Source organism: Duganella sp. Leaf61 (genome assembly GCF_001421905.1).
Classification (GTDB): domain Bacteria; phylum Pseudomonadota; class Gammaproteobacteria; order Burkholderiales; family Burkholderiaceae_D; genus Rugamonas; species Rugamonas zoogloeoides.
This window is the reverse complement of the sequence record NZ_LMLM01000028.1, coordinates 457,209-482,595: the sequence shown is the minus strand read 5'-3', so window position 1 is coordinate 482,595 and position 25,387 is coordinate 457,209. Positions and strand designations below refer to the sequence as shown.

Genomic DNA, 25,387 nt, shown 5'->3' with positions numbered 1-25,387 from the left:
GTTTGGGTTAGTTGACCGCTAACACTCCTGCCGTCTGGCACCGATCCAATTTGGTAAAACCGAGGGAATCAACATGGCAACAGAAAAATCTAAAATCATTTACACCCTGACCGACGAAGCGCCGCTGCTGGCGACTTATTCCCTGCTCCCGATCATCCAGAAGTTCACCGCGCCGGCCGGCGTCGACGTTGTCGCCAGCGACATTTCCGTCGCCGCCCGCGTGATCGCCGAATTCCCCGAGTTCCTGACCGAAGCGCAGCGCCTGCCCAACACGCTGGCCGAACTGGGCGCACTCACCCAGAATCCCGACACCAACATCATCAAGCTGCCGAACATCAGCGCGTCCGTCTCGCAGCTGCAAGCGGCCATCCGCGAACTGCAAGGCAAGGGCTACGCCCTGCCCGACTACCCCGAAGATGCCAAAACCGACGAAGAAAAAGCACTGAAAGCACGCTATGGCAAGTGCATCGGCTCCGCCGTGAACCCGGTCCTGCGCGAAGGTAACTCCGACCGCCGCGCGCCGAAGGCCGTCAAGGAATACGCGCGCAAGCACCCGCACTCGATGGGCGAATGGAGCCAGGCATCGCGCACCCACGTGTCGCACATGCATGCCGGCGACTTCTACCACGGCGAAAAATCGATGACCATCGAGCAGGCGCGCGACGTCAAGATGGAACTGATCACCGCGTCGGGCAAAACCATCGTGCTCAAACCGAAGGTCTCGCTGCAAGCCGGTGAAATCATCGACAGCATGTTCATGAGCAAAAAAGCGCTGCTCGACTTCTACGAGAAGGAAATCGACGACGCCTATAAAACCGGCGTGATGTTCTCGCTGCACGTCAAGGCCACCATGATGAAGGTGTCGCACCCGATCGTGTTCGGTCACTGCGTGCGCATCTTCTACAAGGAAGCGTTCGAAAAGCACGCCAAGGTCTTCGAAGAACTGGGCGTGAACGTCAACAACGGCATGTCCAACCTGCTGGAAAAAATCGAAAAGCTGCCAGCGTCGCAGAAGGATGAAATCCTGAAAGACCTGCACGCCTGCCTGGAACACCGTCCGAAGCTGGCCATGGTCGATTCGGCCAAGGGCATCACCAACTTCCATTCGCCGAACGACGTGATCGTCGATGCGTCGATGCCGGCCATGATCCGCATCGGCGGCAAAATGTGGGGCGCCGATGGCCGCACCGCCGATGTCAAGGCGGTAATGCCGGAATCGACTTTTGCCCGTATCTACCAGGAGATGATCAACTTCTGCAAATGGCACGGCAACTTCGACCCGACCACCATGGGCACCGTGCCGAACGTGGGCCTGATGGCGCAGCAAGCCGAAGAATACGGCTCGCACGACAAGACCTTTGAAGTGACCGAAGGCGGCATCGCCAACATCACCGACCTGGCAACGGGCGAAGTGCTGCTGACCCAAACCGTGGAAGAAGGCGATATCTGGCGCATGTGCCAGGTCAAGGACGCGCCGATCCGCGACTGGGTCAAGCTGGCCGTGACCCGCGCGCGCAACTCGGGCATGCCTGCCATCTTCTGGCTCGACCCGTATCGTCCGCACGAAAACGAAGTGATCAAGAAGGTGCAAACGTACCTGAAAGACCACGACACCAGCGGCCTGCACATCGAAATCATGTCGCAAGTACGCGCCATGCGCTACACGCTGGAACGCGTCTCGCGCGGCCTGGACACCATCTCGGTGACCGGCAACATCCTGCGCGACTACCTGACCGACCTGTTCCCGATACTGGAACTGGGCACCTCGGCCAAGATGCTGTCGATCGTCCCGCTGATGGCTGGTGGCGGCATGTACGAAACCGGCGCTGGCGGTTCGGCCCCTAAACACGTGAAACAGCTGGTGGAAGAAAACCACCTGCGCTGGGATTCGCTGGGCGAGTTCCTGGCACTGGCCGTGTCGCTGGAAGAGCTGGGCATCAAGCAGGACAACAACAAGGCCAAGATCCTGGCCAAGACCCTGGATGCCGCCACCGGCAAACTGCTGGACAACAGCAAGTCGCCTTCGACCCGCACCGGCGAACTGGACAACCGTGGCAGCCACTTCTACCTGTCGCTGTACTGGGCACAAGCCCTGGCCGCGCAGACCGACGACGCCGAACTGCAAGCGCACTTCGCGCCGCTGGCCAAGGCCCTGTCCGAAAACGAAACCACGGTCGTGGAAGAGCTGACCAAGGTGCAAGGCCAGGCAGTCGATATCGGTGGCTACTACCAGCCTGATCCAGCCAAAACGGCTGCGGCCATGCGTCCTAGCGCGACCTTCAACGCTGCGCTCGATACGATCTAAGCTGTAGATAAAGGGGCGAACGCCCCTTGGTACGAAGCCCCGTCAGCGCCAGCGCTCACGGGGCTTTTTTTTTACTTCAGCACCCACATCCAGGCACTCAACGTAAAGAACGACGCCACCATGCACAGCAACAAGGTCGTCGCACTACGATCGGCCTCGCCGTACGCCTGCCCCAGGATCGGATAAATACTGAGCATCGGCATGGCCGCCATCAGCAGCGCTGCTGCCCGCAGTTGCGGTTCCATCGGCGCCACACCCAGGGCGGTGACCACGGTCAGTACCAGCAGCACGGCCAGCGGATGGCCCACGAGCTTGCCCAGCACCACCGGCACTACTTTTTGCCAGCCGGCGCGCAACGGCAAGCCCACCAGCATGCCGCCGATGGCAAACAAGGACAGGCCGCCACTGGCCTGAGCGAACAGGTTCACGGTGCGCAGCAGCGGTTGCGGCAGGTCCACCTGCGCCAGGCTGATCGCCAGGCCGGCCACCACCGCCAGCACCAGCGGATTGCGGGCGAGGCGCAGCAATGATTGCCGCAGCACCTGCGACCACGTGCCGCCATTGCCGCGCGCGCTCTCGGCCAGCGCCAGCAGCAGCGGCAACATCAGCAGGTTTTCGATCAGAACATTGAGTGCCAGCGCCACGCCAGCCACCGGCGCGACCATCAGCAGCAAGATGGGATAGCCGATGAAGCTGCTGTTCGAGCATGACACGCCCATGGCAAGAAATGTGCTGCGGGTACCGTTCCAGCCGCACAGGCGGCGGCCGATCAGGTAGGCCGTGGTCATCGACAGCAGCGAGCCGCCCAGGTAGGCCAGCAAGTACGTCGGATGCAGCACGTCGGAGATGTGGCGCTGCGCCAGCGCGTTGAAGATCAGCGCGGGCAGCGCCAGGTTCAGCACGAACTTGCCGAACACGGCCATGTCGGCGCGGTTGAACACGCCGGACCGGGTAGCCAGGTAACCAGCCAGCACCACCAGGTAGATGGGGCTGGTGATCGCCAGGATGTCTAACACTACGCTTTGCTGGACCGGGTGCCCAGCGAACGCAGCCAGGCGATGATGCCCGGCAGGATGGACAGGAACACGATGCCCAGCACCACGGCGGTCAGGTTGTTGCTGACCCATGGAATGTTACCGAACATATAGCCGGCCAGCAGCAGGCTGCCCACCCAGATCAGGCCACCGACCACGTTGTACATGAAGAACACGCGTGCCGGCATCGAACCGAGCGCCGCTACGAACGGCGCCAGCGTGCGCACGATCGGTACGAAGCGGGCCAGGATGATGGTCTTGCCGCCATGGCGCTCGAAGAATTTTTGCGTCAGGACGATGTGTTCGGCTTTCAGGAACGGAATGCGCGACGTATCGACCGCCTTGCGCCGCACATAGGTGCCGATGGCAAAGTTGAGCGCGTCGCCGGTGATGGCGGCAGTCAGCAGCAGGAAAAACAGTATCCACGGATCGAACAAACCCTTGGCGGCCAGCGCGCCAGCGATGAACAGCAGCGAATCGCCGGGCAGGAACGGCATGATGACCACGCCGGTTTCGATGAAAATCACGGCGAACAGCAGCAGGTAAATCCAATGGCCGTATGCCGCCACCAGTTCGGACAGGTGCACATCGAGGTGCAGGAACCAGGCGCTCAGCAGGGTCAGAAATTCGTGCATTATTTAGTCTTTCGGCAAGTATGAATGATTGAACAGCATTCTAAACCAGCCTGCGCCATATGCGGCCTTCGTTGACAACTAAAGTATCTTGCCTCTCCCCTACTTCCCGTCGTGCGCCAGGTCCGGGTAACGCTCGAGCAGCGCGCTGGTGACGCCGTTGGTCCAGCCGAAGCCGTCCTGGGTCGGATATTCTCCCCCGCCGCCGCTCTTGCGTTCCTCGACGTCGTATTTTTCCAGCAGCTTGCCGGTTTCCACCCAGGTACGGTGCACGGTGGCGACCCAGCGTTTGGCGATCTCGCGCGCCAGCGGGCCGTGGCCGTAGCGTGCCAGGCCATCGATGGCGATCCATTGCAGCGGCGCCCAGCCGTTGGGAGCGTCCCACTGCTGGCCCGTGCGCAGCAAGGTGGTGCGCAGGCCTCCTTCAGCCAGCAGCTGTTTTTGCGTGGTATCGGCCACGGCCGCCGCTTGTGCCGGCGTGGCGATGCCCACCCACAGCGGGTAGTATGTGGCCGCGCTCAGCACCTTGGTCGGGCGTTGGTGGCGCAGGTCGTAGTCGGCATAGCGCTGTTCGGCAGCGACCCAGAAGATGCGGTTGATCGCCGCTGCGCGCCTGGCTTTGGCCTGGTTGAACCGGGTGGCGCAGCTGGTGTCGCGCGCAGCCTCGCAGCGGCGCGCGACCTCGCCCTCCAGCTGGTACAGCAGGCTGTTGAGATCCACCGGCGCGATGGACGTGGTGTGCACGGTGGACAGGCGTTGCGGATCGTCCTGCCAGCGCGACGAAAAGTCCCAGCCACTTTCGGCTGCGGCGCGCAGGTCGCGGTACAGCTCCGGCTTGGAACGGTCGGTATCCTTCGCAGTGTCGAGGTCCGGTTGCGTCGCTTCGTCGCGCGGTGTGTCTTTCGCATCCCAGTAACGGTTGAGGATGGTGCCGTCGGCGAGGCGCACCACGTGTTCGCACGCGCCCTGCCCCGTCTTGGGCAGGCACGCCGTGCCGCGCATCCAGTAATCGTGCTCACGCTTGAGGGCAGCGAGCAGGCGGGCTTCCGCCTTGGTGTCAGCGCCCTTGTCACCCAGCGGTTTCAATTGCGCCATGGCCGCGAAGAACGGCGGCTGCGAGCGGCTCAGGTAGTAGCTGCGGGTGCCGTTGGGGATATGGCCATAGCGTTCAACAAGACTCTGGAAACCGGTGATCATCGAATCGACCAGGTCGCTGCGATGATCGGCCTGCAAGCCCAGCATGGTGAAGTACGAATCCCAGTAATAAATCTCGCGAAAGCGCCCGCCCGGCACCACGTAATTGGCCGGCAGCGGCAAGGCCGACGACCACTTGGGCGGATCGAGCGGCGGGCGCGTGAGCACCGGCCACAGCGAGGCGATGTGCTGGCGCAGCGTGATGGTGGCCGGCGCGGGCAGCTCGAAATGGCGTTCGACGAATGCTTGCAGCGCGGCCTTGTCCTGCGGCTGCTCTTGCTGGTACTTGGCCAGGATTGCTTGCGGATCGGACTTGGGCACGGCATCGGCAAAGGTCTTGGCGTCCGGATAGATGTGGGCGGTTTGCACCGCCTGGTACAGGGGGCCGAACAGTTGCTGCGGCGTGGGCACGTCCTGCGGCGCGGTTGCGGGGGCAAGTGCGGCTGGGGCTGGGGCTGGGGCGGGGGCCGGGACTGCGCTTGCGCTTGCGCTTGCGGCAGGTTGTCGTTGCGCCGTAGCGGGCGTGCTGGCCGCCAGCATCAATACACCTGCCAAAAACAGCGCGCTCCGTGGTTTATTGGTCCCCTTCATCGTGTCTCCCGTCGTGGCGCGCCACCGGCGGCGCGCTTACGGGTTCGATAGTACCTCAGCAAACAATTCCCGCTTGTCCCGGTGGTGGCGATTACTTGCCCGGTGCCGGCGTCAGCACCTGCAGCGCTGCCGACACGTACACCAGCGGCGCATTCCAGTTGATGGCGATCTCGTTGCTGGCGTACGAGCAGGCGTCGTCGAGGTAGGCGCGCGCCGGCAGCGCTGATGCGTACTGCGCCTTGCAGTCCTTCTGGTCTTCGCGGCCCGGCTGCGGGCCGCCGACCACGAAGCCCGGCACCGGTGCGGCGATGCCGTCCGCCTCCGACGGCCGGTGGTGCGGGTGCTGTGCCGAGCGGGCGCCGAAGCCGGTCACGAACGACAGATCGACGGCGTTGCGGCCCATGATGACATCGAAATTGGCCTGCGCCGCGTCGAGGTAGGCGCGCTTGCCGGTCAAGCGGTAGCCGTGCACCAGCACCATGGCCTGATTCAGCACCACGGCATTGCTGCCCCAGACGTAGTCGGCGGTCTGCATGGCAAAGCCATAGGCCGAGCGCTGCATGACTGCCGCCAACCGGTTCGATAGCGTATCGATGCGGCTGGCGATCAGCGCCTGGTCGGCCACCGGATTCAAGTGCTGGCGATGGCGCGCCAGCGACAGCCACGCCAGGCCATTCACCTCACCCCATGTCGGCACCGTGGCCTGCAGCGCGGGCGCCTGCATGGCCTGGTAGTAGGCGGAGTCGCCGGTGGTGATGAACAGTTCGGCGGCGGCCCATGCAAATTCATCGCGTACGTCCTTGTCGCCGTACTCGCCGGTCTTGATGTCGGCCGGCTGCTGGTAGTAGGCCTTGGGGTTGGCCTGGGCCCAGCGCCAGGCCTGTTCGGCAGCAGTGCGCATGCGTGCGGCCATGCCGGGCAGTTGCTTGTCGTACGGTGCGAGTACGCGGCTGGCGGTGGCCATCACGGCGGCAAAGTCGAGCGCGGCGGCGGTGGTCTTTTGCACCACGTAGCGCTGCTGGTGGGCATCGGCCGGCATCACGTAGCCGTCGAAGTTTTTATCGGTAAGCTTGTGATAGACGCCGCCGTCATTGGGGTCCTGCATGGTCAGCATCCACTCCAGGTTCCACAGCGTTTCGTTGAGGAGGTCGGGAATGCCGTTGCCGCTTTCGGGGATATTCAGCGCCTGCGACTGGAAGAACGCAGGGAAGTCTTCCCACGCGGCCAGCAAGGTGTAGGTGGCGATGCCCGAGTTGACGATGTACTTGTTGTAGTCGCCGGCGTCGTACCAGCCTCTGGGGCTGGAGATGATGGTGCCGGCCGGGCGCGCCGGGGACGCGGCCGAAGCATGCACCATCACACTGGTATCCGGGTGGCCGGCCGCGCGCGCGTAGGCGCCGGCATGCTGCTTGTCGAGCGCGATGCCGGCGCGGTTGTAGTAATAGGCGCGGATGGCGCCGGCATTCAGGGCCTGGTAGGCGCCGGGGGCGACCTCGAACGGCAGCGAATCGGGCAGACCTGCCACCCGCAACTGGTAGCGTCCCGGCGTGATCAAGGTGGAAAAGTCGGCCAGCCGCACCGTGTCGCCCGAGTCGGGCGCAGCCCTGGCCGCACCCAGCGTGCCTTGCCGGACCACGGCGCCGCCGCCGGCCTGGATGACGGTAAAGGCTGTGGCGCCCGCCGTCGCTGCGTCCGCGGGCACCACCGCCACCTTGGCCGCACCGGGCAGAAAGCCCAGTTGATTGAGCTTGATTTCGGCAGCAGATGCGCTGGCAGTGCCCAGGCAGGCCAAAGCGGCCACCAGGTATTTCAGGGAAGTTGGCATGTCATGTCTCGTTGTAGTTGTGACTGGTTTTCCGGGCGCAGTCGGGTCGTCGCTGCGGCCAGCGCAAGGTCGGCCGACAGCGACTGTTCGACAGCCATGCCCCGGACCACCATGAAAACGATTTCACAATCATCGCCCATTTGGCCGACGCAGTCAACCGGAGGCAGTCTCCCCTACAGCGTGCGCACCCAGTTACCCTTGTAGAGTATCGGACCGGTCGGCCCGTTCGGATCGCGCGAGCCGCCCTTCGGCTCCAGCGACACGGCCAGCAGCGCCACGTCGTCGCCGATGGCGCGGCCCGGTGCGCCCAGCGCCAGCGTCACCTGGCCGGCCGGATCGACCAGGCCCAGCGAACGCGGATTGCCGGACTTGGGCACTGCCCACAGTTGCAGCGATTTGTCGTCCGGCACCGGCGCGGCATGCACCACGCGCACCGTCAGTTGCTGCTTGCGATGGTCGGCGGCCAGCACCAGCACCGGTTGCGCCTTGTCGTCGATCAGCGTGGCCATGTAATCGACCTGCGGCGCCTGCAGCGTGTGGGTGGCCAGCATGGCTGCCAGCACCAGCGCCACCGCCGTGGAGGCCAGCGCCAGCGGACGCCAGGCGAAAGCGTCGCTGCGCCAGAACTGCCAGCCTGGTGCCGCCGGGCGCAGGCCGAGGCGGCGTTCGATGCCGGCCCACACCTGCTTGCGCGGCGCCTGCGCGCCGGCAAATTCCGCCAGCGGCGCCAGGCGGTCCTGCCATTCGGCGGTGGTGCGGCGCAGTGCAGCGTCGTTGTGCAGATAGCCTTCGAAGCGCCGGCGCGCGCCGCCCCTCAAGGTGCCGAGCGCATATTCGGCGGCCAGTTTTTCGCGCAGCGGCAGGTTGTCCCGCAGGTTCATGCCCGCTCTCCTTTGGCCAGGCAGGCCTTGAGCTTTTCCAGGCTGCGGCGGATCCAGGTCTTGACGGTGCCGATCGGCAGCGCCATCTGCGCGGCCACCTCGCTGTGCGACAGATCGTGGAAAAAGGCCAGGCCCACCACTTGCCGGTGCAAGCCTTCCAGCGCCGACATGCAGTAGGCCAGTGCCTTGGCGTCGCGGCTCAGTTGCAGCGCTTCGATCGGCGTGGCGCCAGGGTCGTGCAGGGCGGCCATGACCTCGGCGGCAAACGGGTCGCCATCGATTTCGGTGTCGTGATCGGTGCGGCGCAGCAGGTCGAACGCCTTGTTGCGCACGATGGTGGTCATCCACGTCATCGGCGCGGCCAGGTGGCTTTGGTAATTACCTGCGTTATTCCAGATCGCCACAAAGCTCTCCTGTAAGACATCCTCGGCCAGTTCCCGCTTGGTCAGTATACGCAGCGCGAAGCCGAACAGTTTCGGCGACGTGGCGTCATATAACGCGCGGAACGAGGCGGCATCGCGGCGGGCGGCGCCTTCGAGCCACAATCTCAGTTGCTGGGGGTCGGGGGTAATGGTGTCTGGCACGATGAGCTTGTCTGTGTGTTGGGGACGAAGTGGATTGAATTGTTGAAGCGACATGAAAATACCACACTGCGCCCGCGCACTGTACGAAAGATGAATCCGCTTTCACGCCCATTACGTAGAATCGTTTGCATAACGCAAATAAAACCAGCGACTTCAGGGGACAGGATGCGATTCGACTTGGTAATGGGTGGGATGATGGCTATGGTGATGGCGCCCGCCACGGTCGCCAGCAATGCGGCGATTGCCGCCATCGGGGAAGACGATGCCGCGCCGCCGCGCGTGACCGTACTCGGTAACTACGACAACGCCGTGGGCACGTCGGACGCGGCCAGCGAAGGCACGGTTACGGCCAGCCTGATCGCCAGCCGCCCCGCCCTGCGCACCGGCGAACTGCTCGAATTCGTGCCCGGCATGATCGTCACCCAGCACAGCGGCGACGGCAAGGCCAACCAGTACTTCCTGCGCGGCTTCAACCTCGACCACGGCACCGACTTTGCCACCTATGTCGATGCCATGCCGGTCAACCTGCGCAGCAACGCCCACGGCCAGGGCTACTCCGACCTCAACTTCATCATCCCCGAACTGGTACAGCGCATCGACTACCGCAAGGGACCGTACTTTGCCGACGAAGGCGACTTCTCCTCGGCCGGCGCCGCCCGTCTGAGCCTGGTCGACACCCTGCCGCAGGGCATCGCCAGCGTCACCCTCGGCAGCTACGGCTACCAGCGCGCAGTGCTGGCCGATTCCCTCAACCTCGCCAGCGGCAAGCTGCTGTATGGCGTGGATGCCGGCCGCAACGACGGTCCGTGGGACACGCCGGAAAACGTGCGCAAGGCCAGCGCCCTGCTGCGCTACAGCAGCGGCGATGCCGCACGCGGCTACAACGTCACCGCCATGGCCTACCGGAATCGCTGGAACGCCACCGACCAGGTGCCGCAGCGCGCCGTGCAGCAAGGCCTGATCGGCCGCTACGGCGTGATCGACCCCAGCGACGGCGGCAAGACCGACCGCGCCAGCCTGTCCTGGGCCATGCACATCAGGACCGACGACCGCGTGACCGAGGCGGCCGCGTACATCGTGCGCTCGCGCCTGGACCTGTTCAGCAATTTCACCTACTTCTTGAACGACCCGGTCAACGGCGACCAGTTCCAGCAAAGCGAGCGGCGCACCATGACGGGCGTGAACGCCAGTACCGCGTGGCTCACCAACTGGGGCGGAATCGATGTGCGCAACAAGGTCGGCGTGCAAACCCGCTACGACCATGTCTCGCCCCTGGGCCTGTACGCCACCAGGGCGCGCGAACGCCTCGCCACCGTGCGCGAAGACCGCGTCAAGGAAGGCAGCGCCGGCTTCTACTTCGAGAACACCGCCTACTGGCAGCCCACCCTGCGCACGGTGATCGGCGTACGCCACGATGCCTACCGTTTCGACGTCAACAGCGACAAGGTGACCGCGCACCGCACGTCGCCCAAGCTGTCGATCATCCTGGGCCCGTCGGCCGGCACCGAGTACTTCATCAACTACGGCGGCGGTTTCCACAGCAACGACGCGCGCGGCGTGGTGCAGGCCGTCGATCCCGCCACGCCGCTGGTAGCCACGCGCGGCGCGGAACTGGGCATGCGCAGCGAATGGCTGCCCGGCCTGCAAACCTCGCTCTCGCTGTGGACCCTCGATATCGATTCGGAACTGGTATTTGCCGGCGACAGCGGCCAGACCGAAGCGAGCCGCCCGAGCCGGCGCCGTGGCGTGGAATGGACCAGCCACTACATCGCCGCACCGTGGCTGCTGTTCGACCTCGATTTGTCCGCCTCGCGCGCCCGCTATCGCCAGGACGACCCGGCTGGCAACTACGTGCCCGAGTCGCTGAGCAAGGTGGCCTCGTTCGGCGTCACCGTCAAGGACCTGGACCGCTGGCAGGGCGCACTGGAAGTGCGCTACTTCGGCCAGCGTCCGCTGATCGAAGACAACAGCGTGCGCTCGAAGTCCACCACGCTGGTGTATGGCCGCATCGGCTACCAGCTCACGCCGCGCACCCGCGTCACGCTCGACGGTTTCAATCTGCTCAACCGTAAAGCCAGCGACATCGATTACTACTACGCCTCGCGCCTGCCGGGCGAGCCGGCCGATGGCGTGAACGACATCCACTTTCACCCGGTCGAGCAGCGCACCGCGCGGCTGACACTGAATCACCGTTTTTAACAATGTAAAAAATAATTATCAAATCTGAATCCGGCGTCTATCGTGCGCCGTATAGGAGTGGGCAGCAACCGCAGTCGTGCAGGTACGGAAGTTACAATCAAAAGGGGATATACAATGCAAACGTTTATGAAACATGCACTCGGCATGGCAGTACTGGGCACCCTGGCTGGCGCGCTGGCGCCGGCAGCGCTGGCATCGAGCCACCGCGAAGCACCGTTCGTCACCCAAAGTCCGAAAGTCGATGGCACCGACTTTTACATGTTCCGCAGCTACGAGACGGGCCGCGCCGGCTTCGTCACCCTGATCGCCGACTACGTGCCGCTGCAAGATGCCTACGGCGGCCCGAACTACTTCGCCATGGATCCCAACGCGCTGTACGAAATCCATATCGATAACAACGGCGACGCCAAGGAAGACCTCACCTTCCAGTTCCGTTTCACCAATACCAACAAGGACACCAAGCTGACCATCGGCGGCAAGTCGATGTCGATCCCGCTCGTCGTCAACGGCGGCGCCATCGCCGGCGCCAACGCCCCCGGCGCCAATGTTCGCGAAACCTACACCATCAACGTGGTGCGCGGCGACCGCCGCACCGGCACCAAGGCCGCGGTGTCCAACGCCGCCGGCGCCACCACCTTCGACAAGCCGCTCGACAATATCGGTAACAAGTCGATCCCCGACTACGCCGCGTATGCCGCCGCCCACGTCTATAGCGTCAACATCCCCGGCTGCGCCACGCCCGCGCGCGTGTTTGTCGGCCAGCGCAAGGACCCGTTCGTGGTCAACCTGGGCGAGACCTTCGACCTGGTCAACATCAAGGCCCCGGCGGTGGAATTTGCCGCCAACGCCGAACGCGCCGCCAAGGACGACCTGGCGCAAAAGAACGTGACCTCGATCGAAATGGAAGTGGCCAGCAGCTGCCTGACCGCCGCCAACAGCACCGACCCCGTGATCGGCGGCTGGACCACGGCCAGCGTGCGCCAGGCGCGCGTGCTGAACCCGACGCCAAACAGCTCCACGCCATCGAAAGAAGGCGGCGCCTGGACCCAGGTGTCGCGCCTGGGCGCGCCGCTGGTCAACGAAGTGGTCATCGGCCTGAAGGACAAGGACACCTTCAACGCCAGCAAGCCGTCGGGCGACACCAAGTTCGCCGACTACGTCACCAACCCTACCCTGCCTGCGCTGATCGAAATCCTGTACGGCAGCGCCGGCGCCAAGGCGCCGACCAACTTCCCGCGTAACGACCTGGTGGCCGCGTTCCTCACCGGCGTCAAAGGCCTGAACCAGCCGGCGACCGTCACCGCCTCCGAGATGCTGCGCCTGAATACGTCCACGCCTGCCGTGGCGATGGGTGCGCAAAACCGCCTCGGCGTGATCGGCGGCGACAATGCCGGCTTCCCGAACGGCCGCCGTCCCGGCGACGACGTGGTCGATATCGCACTGCGCGTGGTAATGGGCAAACTGTGCACGCTCAACCTCGGTTGCGCGCCAGCCGACGCTCCGGCCGGCGCCCTGCGCTTTACCGACGGCGCATACCTGGACGACAGCTTCTTCAACGCCAGCTTCCCGTACCTGAAAACCCCGATCGCCGGTTCGCCACAGACTGCGGCCACCACGACCGCTGCCAGGAGCGCACCATGAAAAAACTGATGGCAGTAATAGGCGCTACAGCGCTGCTGGCACTGGCCGGCTGCGGCAGCAGCGATGACCATGCGATCAGCAACAACGGCGGCGGCAACGGTGGTGGCGGCACCACGCCGCCGGTCAGCATGGTCGACGCGTTTTATGCGGCGGTCCTGGCACTGATCGGCGATGGCGCCGAGACCACCACCGAGCCGGTCGCCACCGACAGCATGGTGGCCACCGCGCCTGAGGATACGGAACCTGTGGCCGTAAAATAAGCAGTCAGACGTGAACCCGGCGCCGGTCCCGATCAAGGACCGGCGCCGTTTGCCATCAACGGATGCATCGATGACCCGAATTCAGACACTGCTTGCCCTGTTTGCGCTGCTGAGCCCTGCCCTGGGCGCACATGCTGCGCCCTACCTGCCCGCCAGCGGCGCGCAAGTGATCGAAACCCTGCCGCGCCGGGGCGACCCGGTGCAGCAGGAGCTGCGCCGCCTGCGCGCGCAGTTGAATGTCCAGCCCAACGACGTGGCGCTGGCCACCACGCTGGCGCGCCGCTACATCGCGCTGGGCCGCAGCGAGACCGATCCGCGCTACCTCGGCTACGCCCAGGCCGCGCTGGCGCCGTGGTGGAAGCAGGCCGCGCCGCCTCCGCCAGTGCGCCTGCTGCGCGCCACGCTGCTGCAAAGCACCCATCAATTTCCCGCCGCGCTGGCCGACCTGCAAGGCGTGCTGGCGGTCGAACCGCAAAATGCCCAGGCCTGGCTCACGCTGGCCACGGTGCAAACCGTGCAGGGCGATTATGCCAATGCCACCAGCAGTTGCGCGCGGCTGTCGTCGCTGGCCAATGAACTCATTACCGTCACCTGCGTGGCCCAGGTGGGCGGCATCACCGGCCGCGCGCTGCAAAGCGAGCAGCTGCTGGCGTTGACGCTCGAGCGCAGTGGCACGACCGCGCCAGAGTTGCAGGTATGGGTGCTGACCCTGTTGGCCGAAATGGCGCAGCGGCGCGATGCCGTGACGCTGGCCGAAACCCGCTTCCAGCGCGCACTGGCGCTCGACCCTCACGACAGCTATTTGCTCGGCGCCTATTGCGACTTCCTGCTCGATCAAAAACGCCCTTCGCGCGTGGAAGCGCTGCTGGCCGACCAGACCCGCATCGACGCCCTGCTGCTGCGCCGCGCGCTGGCGCTGCAGCAGCAAGGCAAGACCGCGGCATTGGCCGCCGATGTGGCGGAACTGGACGCACGCTTCAATGCCGCCATGCTGCGTGGCGACACCGTGCACCAGCGCGAACAGGCCCGCTTCGAGCTGCTGCGGCGCGACACCGCCAAGGCCCTGACCTTGGCGCGCAAGAACTGGACGATCCAGAAAGAGCCGGCCGACATGCGCATCTATCTTGAAGCGGCCCTGCAAGCGCGCGACCGCGAGGCCGCGCAACCGGTGATCGACTGGATTGCCAAGCACAAGACCGAAGATGCAGCCGCCGCAAAGCTGGTGCGCCAGCTCGGGGAGTCCGCGTGATGGCCCGCTGGCTGGTGCGGCTGTGCTGCCTGCTCTCCCTGTGCGGCGTGGCGCTGCCGGCGCTGGCCCACAAGCCCAGCGACAGCTACCTGGCGCTCGACGTGCACGGTGCGCAGGTGAGCGGCCAGTGGGACATCGCGTTGCGCGACCTCGATTTTGCCATCGGCCTGGACCAGGACGGCGACGGCAAGCTGACCTGGGACGAAATCCGCGCGCGCCATGCGGCGATTGCCGCCTACGCCCTCGAACGGCTGGCGCTATCGACCAGCCAGGGGCCGTGCACGCTCAAGGCGAACCAACAATTGATCGACAACCACACCGACGGCGCCTACAGCGTGCTGCGCTTCACCGCCACCTGCCCGGCCGCCATCGAGTCGCTGGACCTCGACTACCGCCTGTTTGCCGACGTCGATCCGCAACACAAGGGGCTGCTGCGCCTGACCCACGATGGCGAAACCTCGACCGCCATCTTCGATCCGCAGCACGCGCGCCAGACCCTGGCGGTGGCCGCGCCCGACCGCTGGCGCCAGTTCGCCACGTACATCAAGGAAGGCGTGTGGCATATCTGGATCGGCTACGACCACATCCTGTTCCTGCTGTCGCTGCTGTTGCCGGCCGTGCTGCTCGCGCCTCCTGCGAACAACCTGCGCGGCGCCTTTATCGACGTGCTGAAAGTCGTCACCGCCTTCACGCTGGCGCACTCGCTCACGCTGACGCTGGCCAGCCTGTCGCTCATTTCCCTGCCCTCGCGGCTGGTGGAGTCGGCGATTGCCGCGTCGGTGGTGCTGGCGGCGGTGAACAATATCTATCCGCTGTTCCGCACCCGGCGGCCGGTGGCGGCGTTCGCGTTCGGCCTGCTGCACGGCTTCGGCTTTGCCAGCGTGCTCGGTGACCTGGGCTTGCCGCAGGGCGCGCTGATCACCAGCCTGCTGGGCTTCAACGTGGGCGTGGAACTGGGCCAGCTATGCATCGTGGCGGTGTTCCTGCCGCTGGCGTACGTGCTGCGCCATACGCGGTTCTACCGCTGGCTGCTTACCGGCGGCTCGGCGCTGATCGCGTTGCTGGCCATGGCGTGGTTTATCGAGCGGGCGTTCGATGTACGACTGTTCGGCGCCTGAGGCCACCATGCGGTGACCAGTTGATCTATACTCGGTCATGGTCCTTTGGAGGCTGTGCCCGTGCCCATCAACTACTCACTCAACTACTCGCGGCGGCTGACCGGCCGCACCCGCACCCAGCCGGCCAACCGGCAACTGGGCTGCATGCTGGCCTTTATCGCCGGCGCGGTCAACGCGGGAGGCTTCCTGGCGGTGCAGCACTATACGTCGCACATGACCGGCATCGTCTCGGCCATGGCCGACCAGCTGGCGCTCGGCATGTACAGCCTGGTGCTGGTGGGTTTCAGTGCGCTGGTGTCGTTCCTGCTGGGCGCCACCTTATCGACATTGATGGTGCGTCATTCGCGCCAGCGCAACCTGCACAGCGAGTACGCGCTGCCGCTGCTGGTGGAAGCAGGCCTGCTGCTGTGCTTTGGCTTGCTGGGTAGCCAGATCAGCGGCTTCAACGGCTTTTATGTGTCGGCCACGGTGATGCTGCTCAGCTTTATCATGGGCCTGCAAAATGCCGTGATCACCAAGCTGTCCAACGCCGAAATCCGCACCACCCACATCACCGGCGTCATCACCGATATCGGCATCGAACTGGGCAAGCTGCTGTGCCCCGACGCGAACGTTCCAGACCGCGCCCGCCTGCGCCTGCTGGCCATGCTGGCGCTGTGCTTTTTTGTCGGCGGAGTGACCGGTGCGCTCGGTTTCAAGCATCTTGGCTACTCGGCCACGGTGCCGCTGGCGGTGACCTTGATGGCGCTGTCCATCATCCCGATCGCCGACGACCTGCTCGACTACTTGCGCCAGCGGGGCCGGCGCAGGTAGTCCGGCAAATCAGCGTTACTTGGCCTTGCGCACCACCACGTTTGGCGCCCGCGGCGTTGCCATGCCTTCGCCGATGAAGAAACTCGGGTACGGCGGCTGGTTGTAAGCGGTGTTTTGCCAGGCCACGGCCACGCGGTACTGCGGGTCGTGCATCAGCGTCACCAGGCGGCGTTCGGTCGGGTGCGGCGTGGTGTACACGCGCAGGAATTTCTCGTCCGGCGTATGCCAGATCACTTCCTCGCGCCAGTCGCCCAGCAGGTCGGCCGACACCACCGGCACGTTCTTGGTGCCGTTCGACGCGACCACGCCGTCCGCCTGCAGCAGCGTGTGCGATTTGCCCGCCTTCCAGTCCCACTTGTTGATGCGGTTCTTGTCGAACAGTTCGCGCAAGTCGTCGCCATCCCACCAGACCACGAAGCTCGCTTCGCCGGGACGCTTGACGCCCTCGATCGGCTTGCCCTGCGCCGTGTACAGCGTGGTGCTGTTGGTGGCCCAGGTTTCGGTGCCGGGGAAGCGCGGATCGATGTCGGCTGCCACGGCGCGGCCGGTGTCTTTCTCGGCCGGCGTGCTCCACAGGATCTGGCCGGTTTTGGCGTCGAGCATGGCCGAGCCGATGCCGCCGTTGCCGCGCACGTCCTCGTGGGCGCCGAACTTTTCCAGGCCCGGGCGGTTGGGATCGAGGTCGCTCACGGCCATCGCATCGCCGTGGCCCAGGCGCGAACTCCACAGACCCTTGCCGTTGTCGTCGAGCGCCATGGCGCCGTAGATGATTTCGTCCTTGCCGTCGCCATCGACATCGGCCACGCTGAACTGGTGGTTGCCCTGGCCACCGAAGGCTTCGTTCCCGGGAGTGGCGCTGTCGAAGGTCCAGCGCTGGGTGAGCTTGCCGTCGCGCCAGTCCCAGGCCGCGACCGTGGTGCGCGCGTAGTAGCCGCGCGCCATCACGATGCTGGGGCGCTGGCCGTCGAGGTAGGCGGTACCGGCCAGGAAGCGGTCGGAACGGTTGGCGTAGCCGTCGCCCCAGGTCACCTTCATTTGCTCGGCGGTCGGCGCATCGGTGCCGGGGTTGCTTCCCTCGCGGGCCGGCCAGTATGGCGCGCTGGCCAGTGCACGGCCGGTCAGGCCATCGAAGATGGTGAGGAATTCCGGGCCTTTCAGGATGCGGCCCTGCAGCGGCGCGACCATGGTGCCGTCGGCTTTGACCACGCCGCCGGTGCGGTCGCGCGACGGCACTTCGCCGCCCTGCTCGCGCCAGTCGGCGTTCGGGTCGCCCAGCACCTTGCCGGTGCCGTCGATGGTGCCATCGCTGGTGCGCACGGCCAGTTCGGCGCGGCCGTCGCCGTCATAGTCGTACACCTGGAACTGGGTGTAATGGGCGCCGGCGCGGATGTTTTTACCGAGGTCGATGCGCCACAGGCGCTTGCCCTCGAGCGTGTAGGCGTCCAGGATCACCGGTCCCGTGTAGCCGTCGAACGCATTGTCCTTGGCGTTGGTCGGGTCCCATTTCAGGATGATTTCGTAGCGGCCATCGCCATCGAGGTCGGCCACGCTGGCTTCCTGCGCACTGTAAGTGTAGGCCGGGCCGGTGGGCGTGACGCCGCCTGCCGGCTGGTCGATGGCGATGCCGAGGAAGCCGTCGGCCCACACGCCCACCGGCGCGCTGGCGGCGACTTCCTGGCCGCCGGCCAGCGTGCGCACCGTGTAGCGCGATGCCTTGGTGCCGGCCTTGTCCACCAGGTTGGTGGCACCGGCCAGCGGTTTGTCGTTGACCTTCTGGCCGTCGCGATAGACGTCGAAGGTGGTGTTCGGAGCGTCGCTGGCCAGCAGACGCCAGCTCACCAGGTTGCCTTGTTCGACCGCAGGCACGGCCACCACGCCACGATCCAGCGCTTCCACCCAGCGCGGTTCAATGTTGGGGGTGAACGGCGTCAGGGCAGATACCGGACCATGCACGGCGGCGCCCAGCGCCAGGGTGGCGGCGACCAGCGCCACGCTGCGGCGCACTGTGAATACTGTTTTCATCGTTTTTATCCTTATCCCGAAAAGCTGCGGCCCGCGCCAGCATTGCCGGCGCGGGCCGCGCGCATTGACCTGTCAGTGTGGTTTAACGCGGACCCTGGAACATCAAGCCGCTGTCATTGAGGCCGAACTTGAACTTCTTGTTCATCTCGATGATCTCGGCGCCGGCCAGCAGCGCCGGGCCGTAGCCGTGGGCCGCTTTCACGCTGGTCGGGCGATACGAGTAGAACGCCGGATCGAACGCCATGCCGGTGCCCACGCAGATGCCTTCGATCTGGCCGTTGGCCAGCACCTTGGACGCGGTGGCGTTCCAGGCCAGGTTGGCCATCGGGCCGTAGGCCTGCGCTTCGACGTAGCCGCGATTGACGGCACGCGCGATGGCGTAGGTGTAGATCGCCGTGGCGGAGGTTTCCTGGTAGGTGTCAGGGCGGTCGATCAGCTGGTGCCAGAAGCCGTCGCGGGTCTGGTACGTGGACAGGCCCTTGATGTGGGCGCGCAGCTGCTTGAGGATGGCGTCGCGTTGCTTGTGATTTTTCGGCAGTACTTCCAGCACTTCCACCATCGACATCACGGCCCAGCCGTTGGCGCGGGCCCAATGCATTTCCGGATGGTCGGCCTGGCCTTCCACGTAGCCGTGCATGTAGATGCCCAGCTGCGGGTTGAACATGCGCTTGGAGAATTGCAGCACCTGCTTGGCCGCGTCGTCGAACTGCTTGCTGTCGCCGTTGACGGCGCCCAGGTAGGCAATCGTCGGCACGCCCATGAACATATCGTCGAGCCACACGGTGTTTTTCAGCGGACGGGCCTTGAAGCCGCCATTGCCATCAGGGCCGCCACGGGCGAAGGTGCCGTCCGGCAGGCGGTACTCTTTCTTGGTGACGAAGTTGCCGCAGATGCCGATCATCTGGGTGTAATCGACCTTGGAGCCACCCAGCTTGGCCTTGAGGAAGCTGTGGCACAGCGCGCCCGCGTCATCGAGTGCATGCGGGTTCAGGAAGCTCTTGTGCGGCGCGTGCGAATTTTTCAGGTCGGCCTGCACCACCGGGTTGTACAGCTTGGTCAGGTCGGCCAGCAACTGGTGGCGCTTGATGGTGTAGTCGGTGTAGCGCGCGTCGCCGGTGGCGGCGCCGGCGGCCAGCATGCCCAGGTAGGTTACGCCCCACTCGTAGCTGGTCAGGCGGAAGTCGCCCGGTTTGAACACGGCGTCGGGATCGGCCGTGGTCAGATTGGCGATCGGCGTGCCGTCGGACTTGTGGATCAGCTCTGCCGGCGTGGTGCGTTCGAGGTAGGTGTACACGCGGTCGAGGACCGTCTTGACTTCTTCCGCGCTCATGGCACGGTACGGCGTCGGATACTCGACCGTCAGCGCGTGCAGCATGGCGTCGGCCGGGGCCGGCCCCTTTTCCTGCGCGGCCGGGGCGTCTTGCGCCACCGCGTTGAACACCACCGGGAACAAGCCGGCAACGAGTGCGCCTGTCAGGCAGCGGCGCAGCTTCGAGGAATTCATCAAGTACGTCTCCTTCATTTGAGTTGTTTTGGACCGGCCGGATCACCATGAGGGTCCGGTCGCAAATGGGAGTGTAACCGCGAGTAATCAGGCAAATGCGTCAAGCTGATGATTGTTACATACGGCAATTGATCAAAACGCGTGTCGAAGTCCGATCATGATGACGTTTTGGCGACCATTCGACGACGGCGTGCCGGCCTGCGAATCGCCCACCACCGCCACCGCATCCACAACGGTGACGCCGTCGGCCGCCAGGGTGGCGCCGCGCGCGCGCTGAAACGACTCCAGCATATATACCGCGGTGCGCGGCGACAGCCAGTACGCCTGTTGCAGCGCCAGTTGGCGATAGCTGGCGGCGTTGGCGATGCCGTTGGCCGCATGGGTGCGGGTGTAGTTGGCGGCCACGCCCAGCAACCACGGGCTGGCCGTCTGCCACGTGGCCACCAGGCCGGCCGTGTTGAAGATGGCCGCCTCGCGAAAGCGCGAGCCGCCGTCGGGCCGGTACTGGACGTTGGTCAAGGTGCCGCCCACGCTGACGACGCCAAGCTGGCGGCGGGCGCCGGCGGCCAGGTAGCGCACGCCGCCAGCCGACAGGTAGCCGGCATTGACAGGCGACCTGGCGAAGTTGCTCGATGCCGCAGGATCCCACGCCGTGCGCTGCGGACCGTTCTTGAGCAACTGGTAGCCGAGACCAAAGCGCCAGGCCGCGCCGTCGTACTTGAGGGCGGCACTGAACGCGCCGCCGCTGCCTTGATGGCCGGCCTGCTCGCCGCTGGCCGCCATCAAGCCCAGGCGCACGCCCGACCAGTCGGGCGACGTGTAGCCGATGGCATTGCTGTTGCGGATGATGATGCTCAGGCCGTCGATATCGCCGGCTGCCGCGCCGGCCGCGCCGGTGACCGCGCCCAGCGGACCGAGCGGGCTCATAAAGGTGAAGTACGGCGCGTACTGGCGCCCGGCAATCACGGTGCCGAGGCGCTGGTCGGCGATGCCGACATAGGCCTGGCGATTGAACAGGCTGCCGGCCTGGGCCGAGCTGCCGTCGTCGAGGTTGAAGCCTGCCTCCAGCGTGAAGAGCAGCTCCCTGCCGCCACCGAGGTCTTCGCTGCCGCGCAGACCGAAGCGGCTGCCGTCCTTGTTACCGCTGCGCATGTAGCGGCTGGCGTGGCCCTGCTGATTGGAAGTGTAGGCCAGCGCGGCATCGACGGCGCCGTACAACGTGACGTTGGACTCGGCGGCGCTGGCCTCGGTTGCGCAGGCCAGGGCCGCAACCGTAGCAGCGGAAGTAAGTAGTGCAGTTGGTGTCATTGCCATGCTCATGGTGAACCCGCACCCGAATAAGTTCGGAATGCGAATTAAAGTTCGAATAAAGGAGCAATGTTACCAAATGCTTGCGCGCAAGGGCTAGTGCCCTGCGCGCGCGTACTGCGATGCATACTGCGATGAAACTCAGCGGCCGCTGACTTCCTTCTTCATCCACTCGAGAAAGCCGGTGCGGTTACGCGAGCAGATGTGAATTTTGCCGGTGCCGCTAAAGCGCAGCACGATGCCTTCGCCGCTGGTCTGGCTGTTGATCATATTGCCGATCATGCCGCCGATGCCGCCACCGGTGCTGCCGGTGGTGACGCTGATTTCGTAGCGCAGCGTGCTGTCCCAGCACACCACGTGCGAGTTGTCGATGATGACGTCCTTGCCCGGCACCACGTCGAGCTGGAACATCGAGCCGAAGCCCGACACCACCACCTGGCCGCGGCCGGTCGCCTCCATCACGAAAAAGCCGCCCGACTGCGCGAACAGGGCGTTGCCCAGGCTCTGGGTGCGCGTTTTGAGTTCCACGCCGTCGGACGCGGCCACAAAGGCGCCGTCGTTGAGGGTGTAACTGGCGGGGCCGATATCGACCACCTGCATGGCGCCGGGCAGCGTGGGCGAGAGCAGGCAGTCGCCGTCGCCGCGCACGGCTTCGATATGCTGCTGGAAGAATGATTCGCCATTGGCCATGCGCCGCATGATCGAGCCCATGATGCCGCCAGTCATGCGACCCTTGAGGTCGAGATTGGTTTCCATCATGACCATCGCGTCGGATTCGCAATAGATTTTTTCGCCACGGCGCAGCGCCACGTGGAGGAAGGGATCGACGTCCCCGGTGACGGTAAAGGTAGGCATGGTAGTTGTTTTTAGAGGGTTAAGCGATCAGGCCGACGCGCCGGGCGGCCTTGAGCCAGTCCGGGTATTCGGCCATCAGTAAATCATACAGTTCGGCGTCGGTATATTCGTCGGGCGACGCGACCGAAAAATAGTTGGCGTTGTCCACCAGGCGACCCGGCAATTCGTCGAGGCTTTCCAGGAACGGGAAATCGGAGTCGGCAAAGCTCGAGAGCTTGCGGCTCTTCGATTTGCGTCCCTTGCCGATGCCCATGAATTGCCAGAAGATGGCCTCGTGACTGGACCAGCGCACCTGGCGCTCGGCCACGCCCTGATCGGACGTGCCGCCGTCGGTGACGAACATCACGTACACGGGTAACTCTGCGCGCTGCGGCTTGCTGCGTTCGCCGCCGGCGCCGTCGGGGAAATAGAAGCGGCGCACGGCTTCGAGCGCGGCGCCATAGCGGGTGTCGCCTTCGAGCGGATGGCGGTTGATGGTGTTTTGCACGAAACCGGCAAAGTTACCGATGCCCATGGGATCGACGTGGTGGACGTTGCGACCGAACAGGAACACATCGATCTCGCCGTCATCGTCGAACTTGCAGCCCAGCGCCAGGATGCGCTCGGCAAACTGCTGCACCAGGCCGCGCTTGTACAACATGCCCATCGAACCGGAAATATCGAGCACCAGGCACACGCGGGCGCGGTGGCTTTGCAGCCCCACTTTTTGCAGCGAGACGCTGGCCGACTTGACCAGGCTGACCAGCTGCGGCGCCTGCTGTTGCAAGCGTTTTTCCAGGTCCACGCCAGCTTTGACGGCAGCAGGTGCAGGTGCGGGCGTCTCATCGACCGTGCCGCCAAAATGGCGCACCAGCACATCAAGGCCGCCATCGAAACCCTGGCCCGACGCCATGAAGCGCCACGCGCCGTTGCGGCGATAAATCTCGCCGACCATCAGCGCCCGTTCGGACACAAAGTCGGCGCCGGTAAAGGCAAAGCGCACGAATTCTGTGTCGCCGGCCAGCAGCCGCAGGTAGCCGGACTGCAGTTGCGACATCACGCCGGGGCCGTCGATGCTGGCGGTGATCACCACCCGCTCGACCTTGGCAGGCAGACGCGCCAGGTTAAAGGTAAATCGGTGACCGCCGGCCAGTCCGTTACCGACAAGCACCCCGCCACATGGCGTGGCGGGCTGATTAAAGAAAGTCATGTACGGCTCACCGACCAGCTTGCCGTTGGCATCGAGTGCAAAGCTGGCCACATCGAGCGCCAGGCCCTGCGCCGAGAATTCGGCATGAAATACCCGGTCGGCGATGGCGGGCGCCAAGGTAACGCGTCCCCCTTTGGAAATTTGTTCCATGGCGCTCCTGCCGGGTGGTGTATTACGCGTTGACGCCGAACGAACGTGCGAGGGGACCGAGGCCGCCCTTGAAACCCTGGCCGATGGCGCGGAATTTCCAGTCGCCGCCGTGGCGATACAGTTCGCCGAAAATCATCGCGGTTTCGGTGGAGCCGTCTTCGGACAGGTCGTAGCGAGCCAGTTCGACGCTGTTGGCGGCGTTCAGGCAACGGATGTAGGCTTTACCGACCATGCCGAAGTTCTGGCGGCGCGCGTCGGCTTCGTGGATGGTGACGCAGAACGAGACGCGGTCGATATCGGCCGGAATCGCAGACAGGTCGACGTTGAGGGACTCGTCGTCGCCGTCGCCCTGGCCGGTCTGGTTGTCGCCGGTGTGCACGATCGAGCCGTCGGTGGATTTCAGGTTGTTGTAGAAGATGAAGTCGGAGTCGCCACGCACTTTGCCGTCGGTCTTGAGCAGGAAGGCGCTACCGTCGAGGTCGAACGCGGAGCCATCGGACGAGCGCGGGTCCCAGCCCAGGCCAATCACCACCTTGGTCAGGCCGGGAGCTTCCTTGCTCAGATTAACGTTGCCGCCTTTTTGCAGACTAATAGCCATATTCGTTTCCTTTCAGTACAGATTGTGGGGACAGTCCAGCTGCCAATATCAGCTATAAATAATAACAAAGGAATGACAAGACAGTCACTCCGCTGACTTGTTTTCTTAATGCAATATTGTATGCAATATACATGAAGCAGGTTGATTGTAAAGTGGCGCGCTTAGTACGAGCTTAGCCCGCCCGCCGCGCGGCCAGCTCACCAAGGAGCATGTAGGGGGATTGCTGAACGCCGGCGCGCAAGGCGCCCGGGGATGAACCAATCGTGGCGGCGCAGGTCAAATTGGCGACCGGTCGGCAGCGGTTACCGGTTTGACGGCGCGGTCCGCCCTGCCGTCGTCGCCGCCGGCCCGTCGGGCCTACTACCCCGAAATCAGGAGATTCATCATGGACCACACCATCAAGCTCGAACAACACACCTGGAAAAACTATTTCGACCATGTGTCGCAGCAGCTGGCGGGCAAATGCGTCGAGATCGACGTCTCGTCACTGGCACTGGGTAGCCAGGTGGTCGCCGCTTGGCTGCCGGTACTCGGCGTCACCTACGAGGAACAGTCCGATTTGCTGTCCATCATGACGGAAGGACTCGACCACATGATCCGGCATCCGCGCGAGATCTTCGTGCAGACAGCGCACAATGCACTGCAATCGGTCCGCATCACGGATGCCGATGGCACCGTCCAGATCGTCCGCTTCCGCGACCCGGTCGCCTTGCCGGCGCCTTGACGTCGGCAAGGCGCCGCCTCCTCAACCCAGCAGCGCCGGATCGATGATGATGCGGTTGTCGACGTGCCTGACGCCGGGCGCCAGCCAGGCGGCACGCTCGGCCGCCCGCCGCTCGCTCCATGAACGCACGTTGCCGCGCAGCGTAACCGAGCCGCCCACGGCTTCCACTTGCAAGCGGGCGGCGTCCACTGCCGCATTGCGGTGAAAGGCGGACACGATCTTCTGCTGCACGTCGGCGGCGGCAGCCTTCGGCTGCAACTTGATCTGGTTCGAGACCGAGCGCACGCCGCGAATCCGGCGCACTGCCTGCTCGGCCCGCTCACGCTGGTAATTCCACTCGACCTCGCCCTCCAGCCGCAGGATGCCGCCGTCCACCGCGATCTTGATCGTTGTCGCCGAGTGCGGCATTTGGCACTGCAGCGCGGATGCCGCCTCGCGCGCGATGTCGGCGTCGAGCCGGTCGCCACCCGCGAGCCTCACTTCGATCTCGTCGGCCACGCCCGCCACGCCGGCAACGCGCTGGGCAGCGTGCTCGGCCGCGATCTTCTGTGCATAGCTGCGCACGAAGCCGGTAAGCGTGACGATCTTGTCACGCACCGATACCGCAACGTCATTGGCGGCGATGTCGGCGTCCCACGACAATTCACTTTCCACATTTTTCTTGATTTCACTATCGATAAGCATGGCAACCTCCTGTTCGACCAGTATGAG

At 64.7% G+C, this 25,387-nt stretch carries 21 protein-coding genes; 8 read left to right on the top strand and 13 right to left on the bottom strand.

Annotation, left to right across the window (positions count from 1 at the left end):
• The first annotated feature begins 73 nt into the window (after positions 1-73).
• On the top strand, positions 74-2,305 hold the full coding sequence (locus ASF04_RS17290) for an NADP-dependent isocitrate dehydrogenase (protein WP_056144197.1): 2,232 nt from the start codon (positions 74-76) through the stop codon (positions 2,303-2,305).
• 71 nt (positions 2,306-2,376) lie between these two features.
• Here ASF04_RS17290 and ASF04_RS17285 read toward each other — a convergent pair whose 3' ends face one another.
• The 6 genes from ASF04_RS17285 to ASF04_RS17260 form a co-directional block, all read right to left on the bottom strand.
• A complete protein-coding gene (locus ASF04_RS17285; protein WP_056144195.1) occupies positions 2,377-3,321 on the bottom strand; it encodes an AEC family transporter in 945 nt (314 codons plus the stop codon).
• On the bottom strand, positions 3,321-3,974 hold the full coding sequence (locus ASF04_RS17280; protein ID WP_056144192.1) for a VTT domain-containing protein: 654 nt from the start codon (positions 3,972-3,974) through the stop codon (positions 3,321-3,323). Before ASF04_RS17280 ends, ASF04_RS17285 begins: the two co-directional genes overlap by 1 nt.
• Before the next feature lie 99 nt (positions 3,975-4,073).
• Positions 4,074-5,576: an alpha,alpha-trehalase TreA gene (gene treA / locus ASF04_RS17275; protein ID WP_056144189.1), complete on the bottom strand. Its 1,503-nt coding sequence runs from the start codon at positions 5,574-5,576 to the stop codon at positions 4,074-4,076.
• Between the two features lie 271 nt (positions 5,577-5,847).
• Complete coding sequence (locus ASF04_RS17270; protein WP_056144187.1) at positions 5,848-7,581, bottom strand: glycoside hydrolase family 9 protein; 1,734 nt, start codon at positions 7,579-7,581, stop codon at positions 5,848-5,850.
• Positions 7,582-7,754: 173 nt separating this feature from the next.
• On the bottom strand, positions 7,755-8,462 hold the full coding sequence (locus tag ASF04_RS17265) for an anti-sigma factor domain-containing protein (protein WP_056144185.1): 708 nt from the start codon (positions 8,460-8,462) through the stop codon (positions 7,755-7,757).
• On the bottom strand, positions 8,459-9,046 hold the full coding sequence (locus ASF04_RS17260; RefSeq protein ID WP_056144184.1) for a sigma-70 family RNA polymerase sigma factor: 588 nt from the start codon (positions 9,044-9,046) through the stop codon (positions 8,459-8,461). The genes ASF04_RS17265 and ASF04_RS17260 overlap by 4 nt, the downstream gene beginning before the upstream one ends.
• 165 nt (positions 9,047-9,211) lie before the next feature.
• Here ASF04_RS17260 and ASF04_RS17255 point away from each other — a divergent pair, with 165 nt between their 5' ends.
• The 6 genes from ASF04_RS17255 to ASF04_RS17230 all read left to right on the top strand — a co-directional run bounded on the left by ASF04_RS17255 (position 9,212) and on the right by ASF04_RS17230 (position 16,326).
• Positions 9,212-11,245, top strand: a complete 2,034-nt coding sequence (locus ASF04_RS17255) for a TonB-dependent receptor (protein ID WP_229205090.1) — start codon at positions 9,212-9,214, stop codon at positions 11,243-11,245.
• Positions 11,246-11,371: 126 nt separating this feature from the next.
• A complete protein-coding gene (locus tag ASF04_RS17250) occupies positions 11,372-12,886 on the top strand; it encodes a DUF4331 domain-containing protein (RefSeq protein ID WP_056144180.1) in 1,515 nt (504 codons plus the stop codon).
• Positions 12,883-13,146: a hypothetical protein gene (locus ASF04_RS17245; protein ID WP_229205089.1), complete on the top strand. Its 264-nt coding sequence runs from the start codon at positions 12,883-12,885 to the stop codon at positions 13,144-13,146. Before ASF04_RS17250 ends, ASF04_RS17245 begins: the two co-directional genes overlap by 4 nt.
• Before the next feature lie 70 nt (positions 13,147-13,216).
• Positions 13,217-14,395: a hypothetical protein gene (locus tag ASF04_RS17240; RefSeq protein ID WP_056144177.1), complete on the top strand. Its 1,179-nt coding sequence runs from the start codon at positions 13,217-13,219 to the stop codon at positions 14,393-14,395.
• The gene (locus tag ASF04_RS17235) at positions 14,395-15,513 is read left to right on the top strand and encodes a HupE/UreJ family protein (RefSeq protein ID WP_056144175.1); all 1,119 of its coding nucleotides are present in this window, start codon (positions 14,395-14,397) and stop codon (positions 15,511-15,513) included. The genes ASF04_RS17240 and ASF04_RS17235 overlap by 1 nt, the downstream gene beginning before the upstream one ends.
• 60 nt (positions 15,514-15,573) lie before the next feature.
• Positions 15,574-16,326, top strand: a complete 753-nt coding sequence (locus ASF04_RS17230; RefSeq protein WP_056144170.1) for a YoaK family protein — start codon at positions 15,574-15,576, stop codon at positions 16,324-16,326.
• A gap of 15 nt (positions 16,327-16,341) precedes the next feature.
• On the opposite strand, the gene ASF04_RS17225 is transcribed toward ASF04_RS17230, so the two are convergent.
• From ASF04_RS17225 to ASF04_RS17200, 6 genes are all read right to left on the bottom strand, one after another.
• On the bottom strand, positions 16,342-18,348 hold the full coding sequence (locus tag ASF04_RS17225) for a rhamnogalacturonan lyase (protein WP_304438342.1): 2,007 nt from the start codon (positions 18,346-18,348) through the stop codon (positions 16,342-16,344).
• Between the two features lie 82 nt (positions 18,349-18,430).
• A complete protein-coding gene (locus tag ASF04_RS17220; RefSeq protein ID WP_229205088.1) occupies positions 18,431-19,852 on the bottom strand; it encodes a glycoside hydrolase family 105 protein in 1,422 nt (473 codons plus the stop codon).
• A 132-nt stretch (positions 19,853-19,984) separates the two neighbouring features.
• Positions 19,985-21,160: a porin gene (locus tag ASF04_RS17215; RefSeq protein WP_056144165.1), complete on the bottom strand. Its 1,176-nt coding sequence runs from the start codon at positions 21,158-21,160 to the stop codon at positions 19,985-19,987.
• Between the two features lie 141 nt (positions 21,161-21,301).
• Entirely contained in the window at positions 21,302-22,015 is a 714-nt protein-coding gene (locus ASF04_RS17210; RefSeq protein ID WP_019922255.1) for a TIGR00266 family protein, read from the bottom strand.
• Positions 22,016-22,034: 19 nt separating this feature from the next.
• Complete coding sequence (locus ASF04_RS17205; RefSeq protein WP_056144163.1) at positions 22,035-23,354, bottom strand: VWA domain-containing protein; 1,320 nt, start codon at positions 23,352-23,354, stop codon at positions 22,035-22,037.
• Between the two features lie 22 nt (positions 23,355-23,376).
• Positions 23,377-23,952: a TerD family protein gene (locus ASF04_RS17200; RefSeq protein ID WP_056144161.1), complete on the bottom strand. Its 576-nt coding sequence runs from the start codon at positions 23,950-23,952 to the stop codon at positions 23,377-23,379.
• Positions 23,953-24,337: 385 nt separating this feature from the next.
• Between ASF04_RS17200 and ASF04_RS17195 the strand changes: the two genes are divergently transcribed.
• A complete protein-coding gene (locus ASF04_RS17195; RefSeq protein WP_056144159.1) occupies positions 24,338-24,676 on the top strand; it encodes a DUF5335 family protein in 339 nt (112 codons plus the stop codon).
• A gap of 21 nt (positions 24,677-24,697) precedes the next feature.
• Here ASF04_RS17195 and ASF04_RS17190 read toward each other — a convergent pair whose 3' ends face one another.
• Entirely contained in the window at positions 24,698-25,360 is a 663-nt protein-coding gene (locus ASF04_RS17190) for a BON domain-containing protein (protein ID WP_056144156.1), read from the bottom strand.
• Positions 25,361-25,387 lie beyond the last annotated feature (27 nt).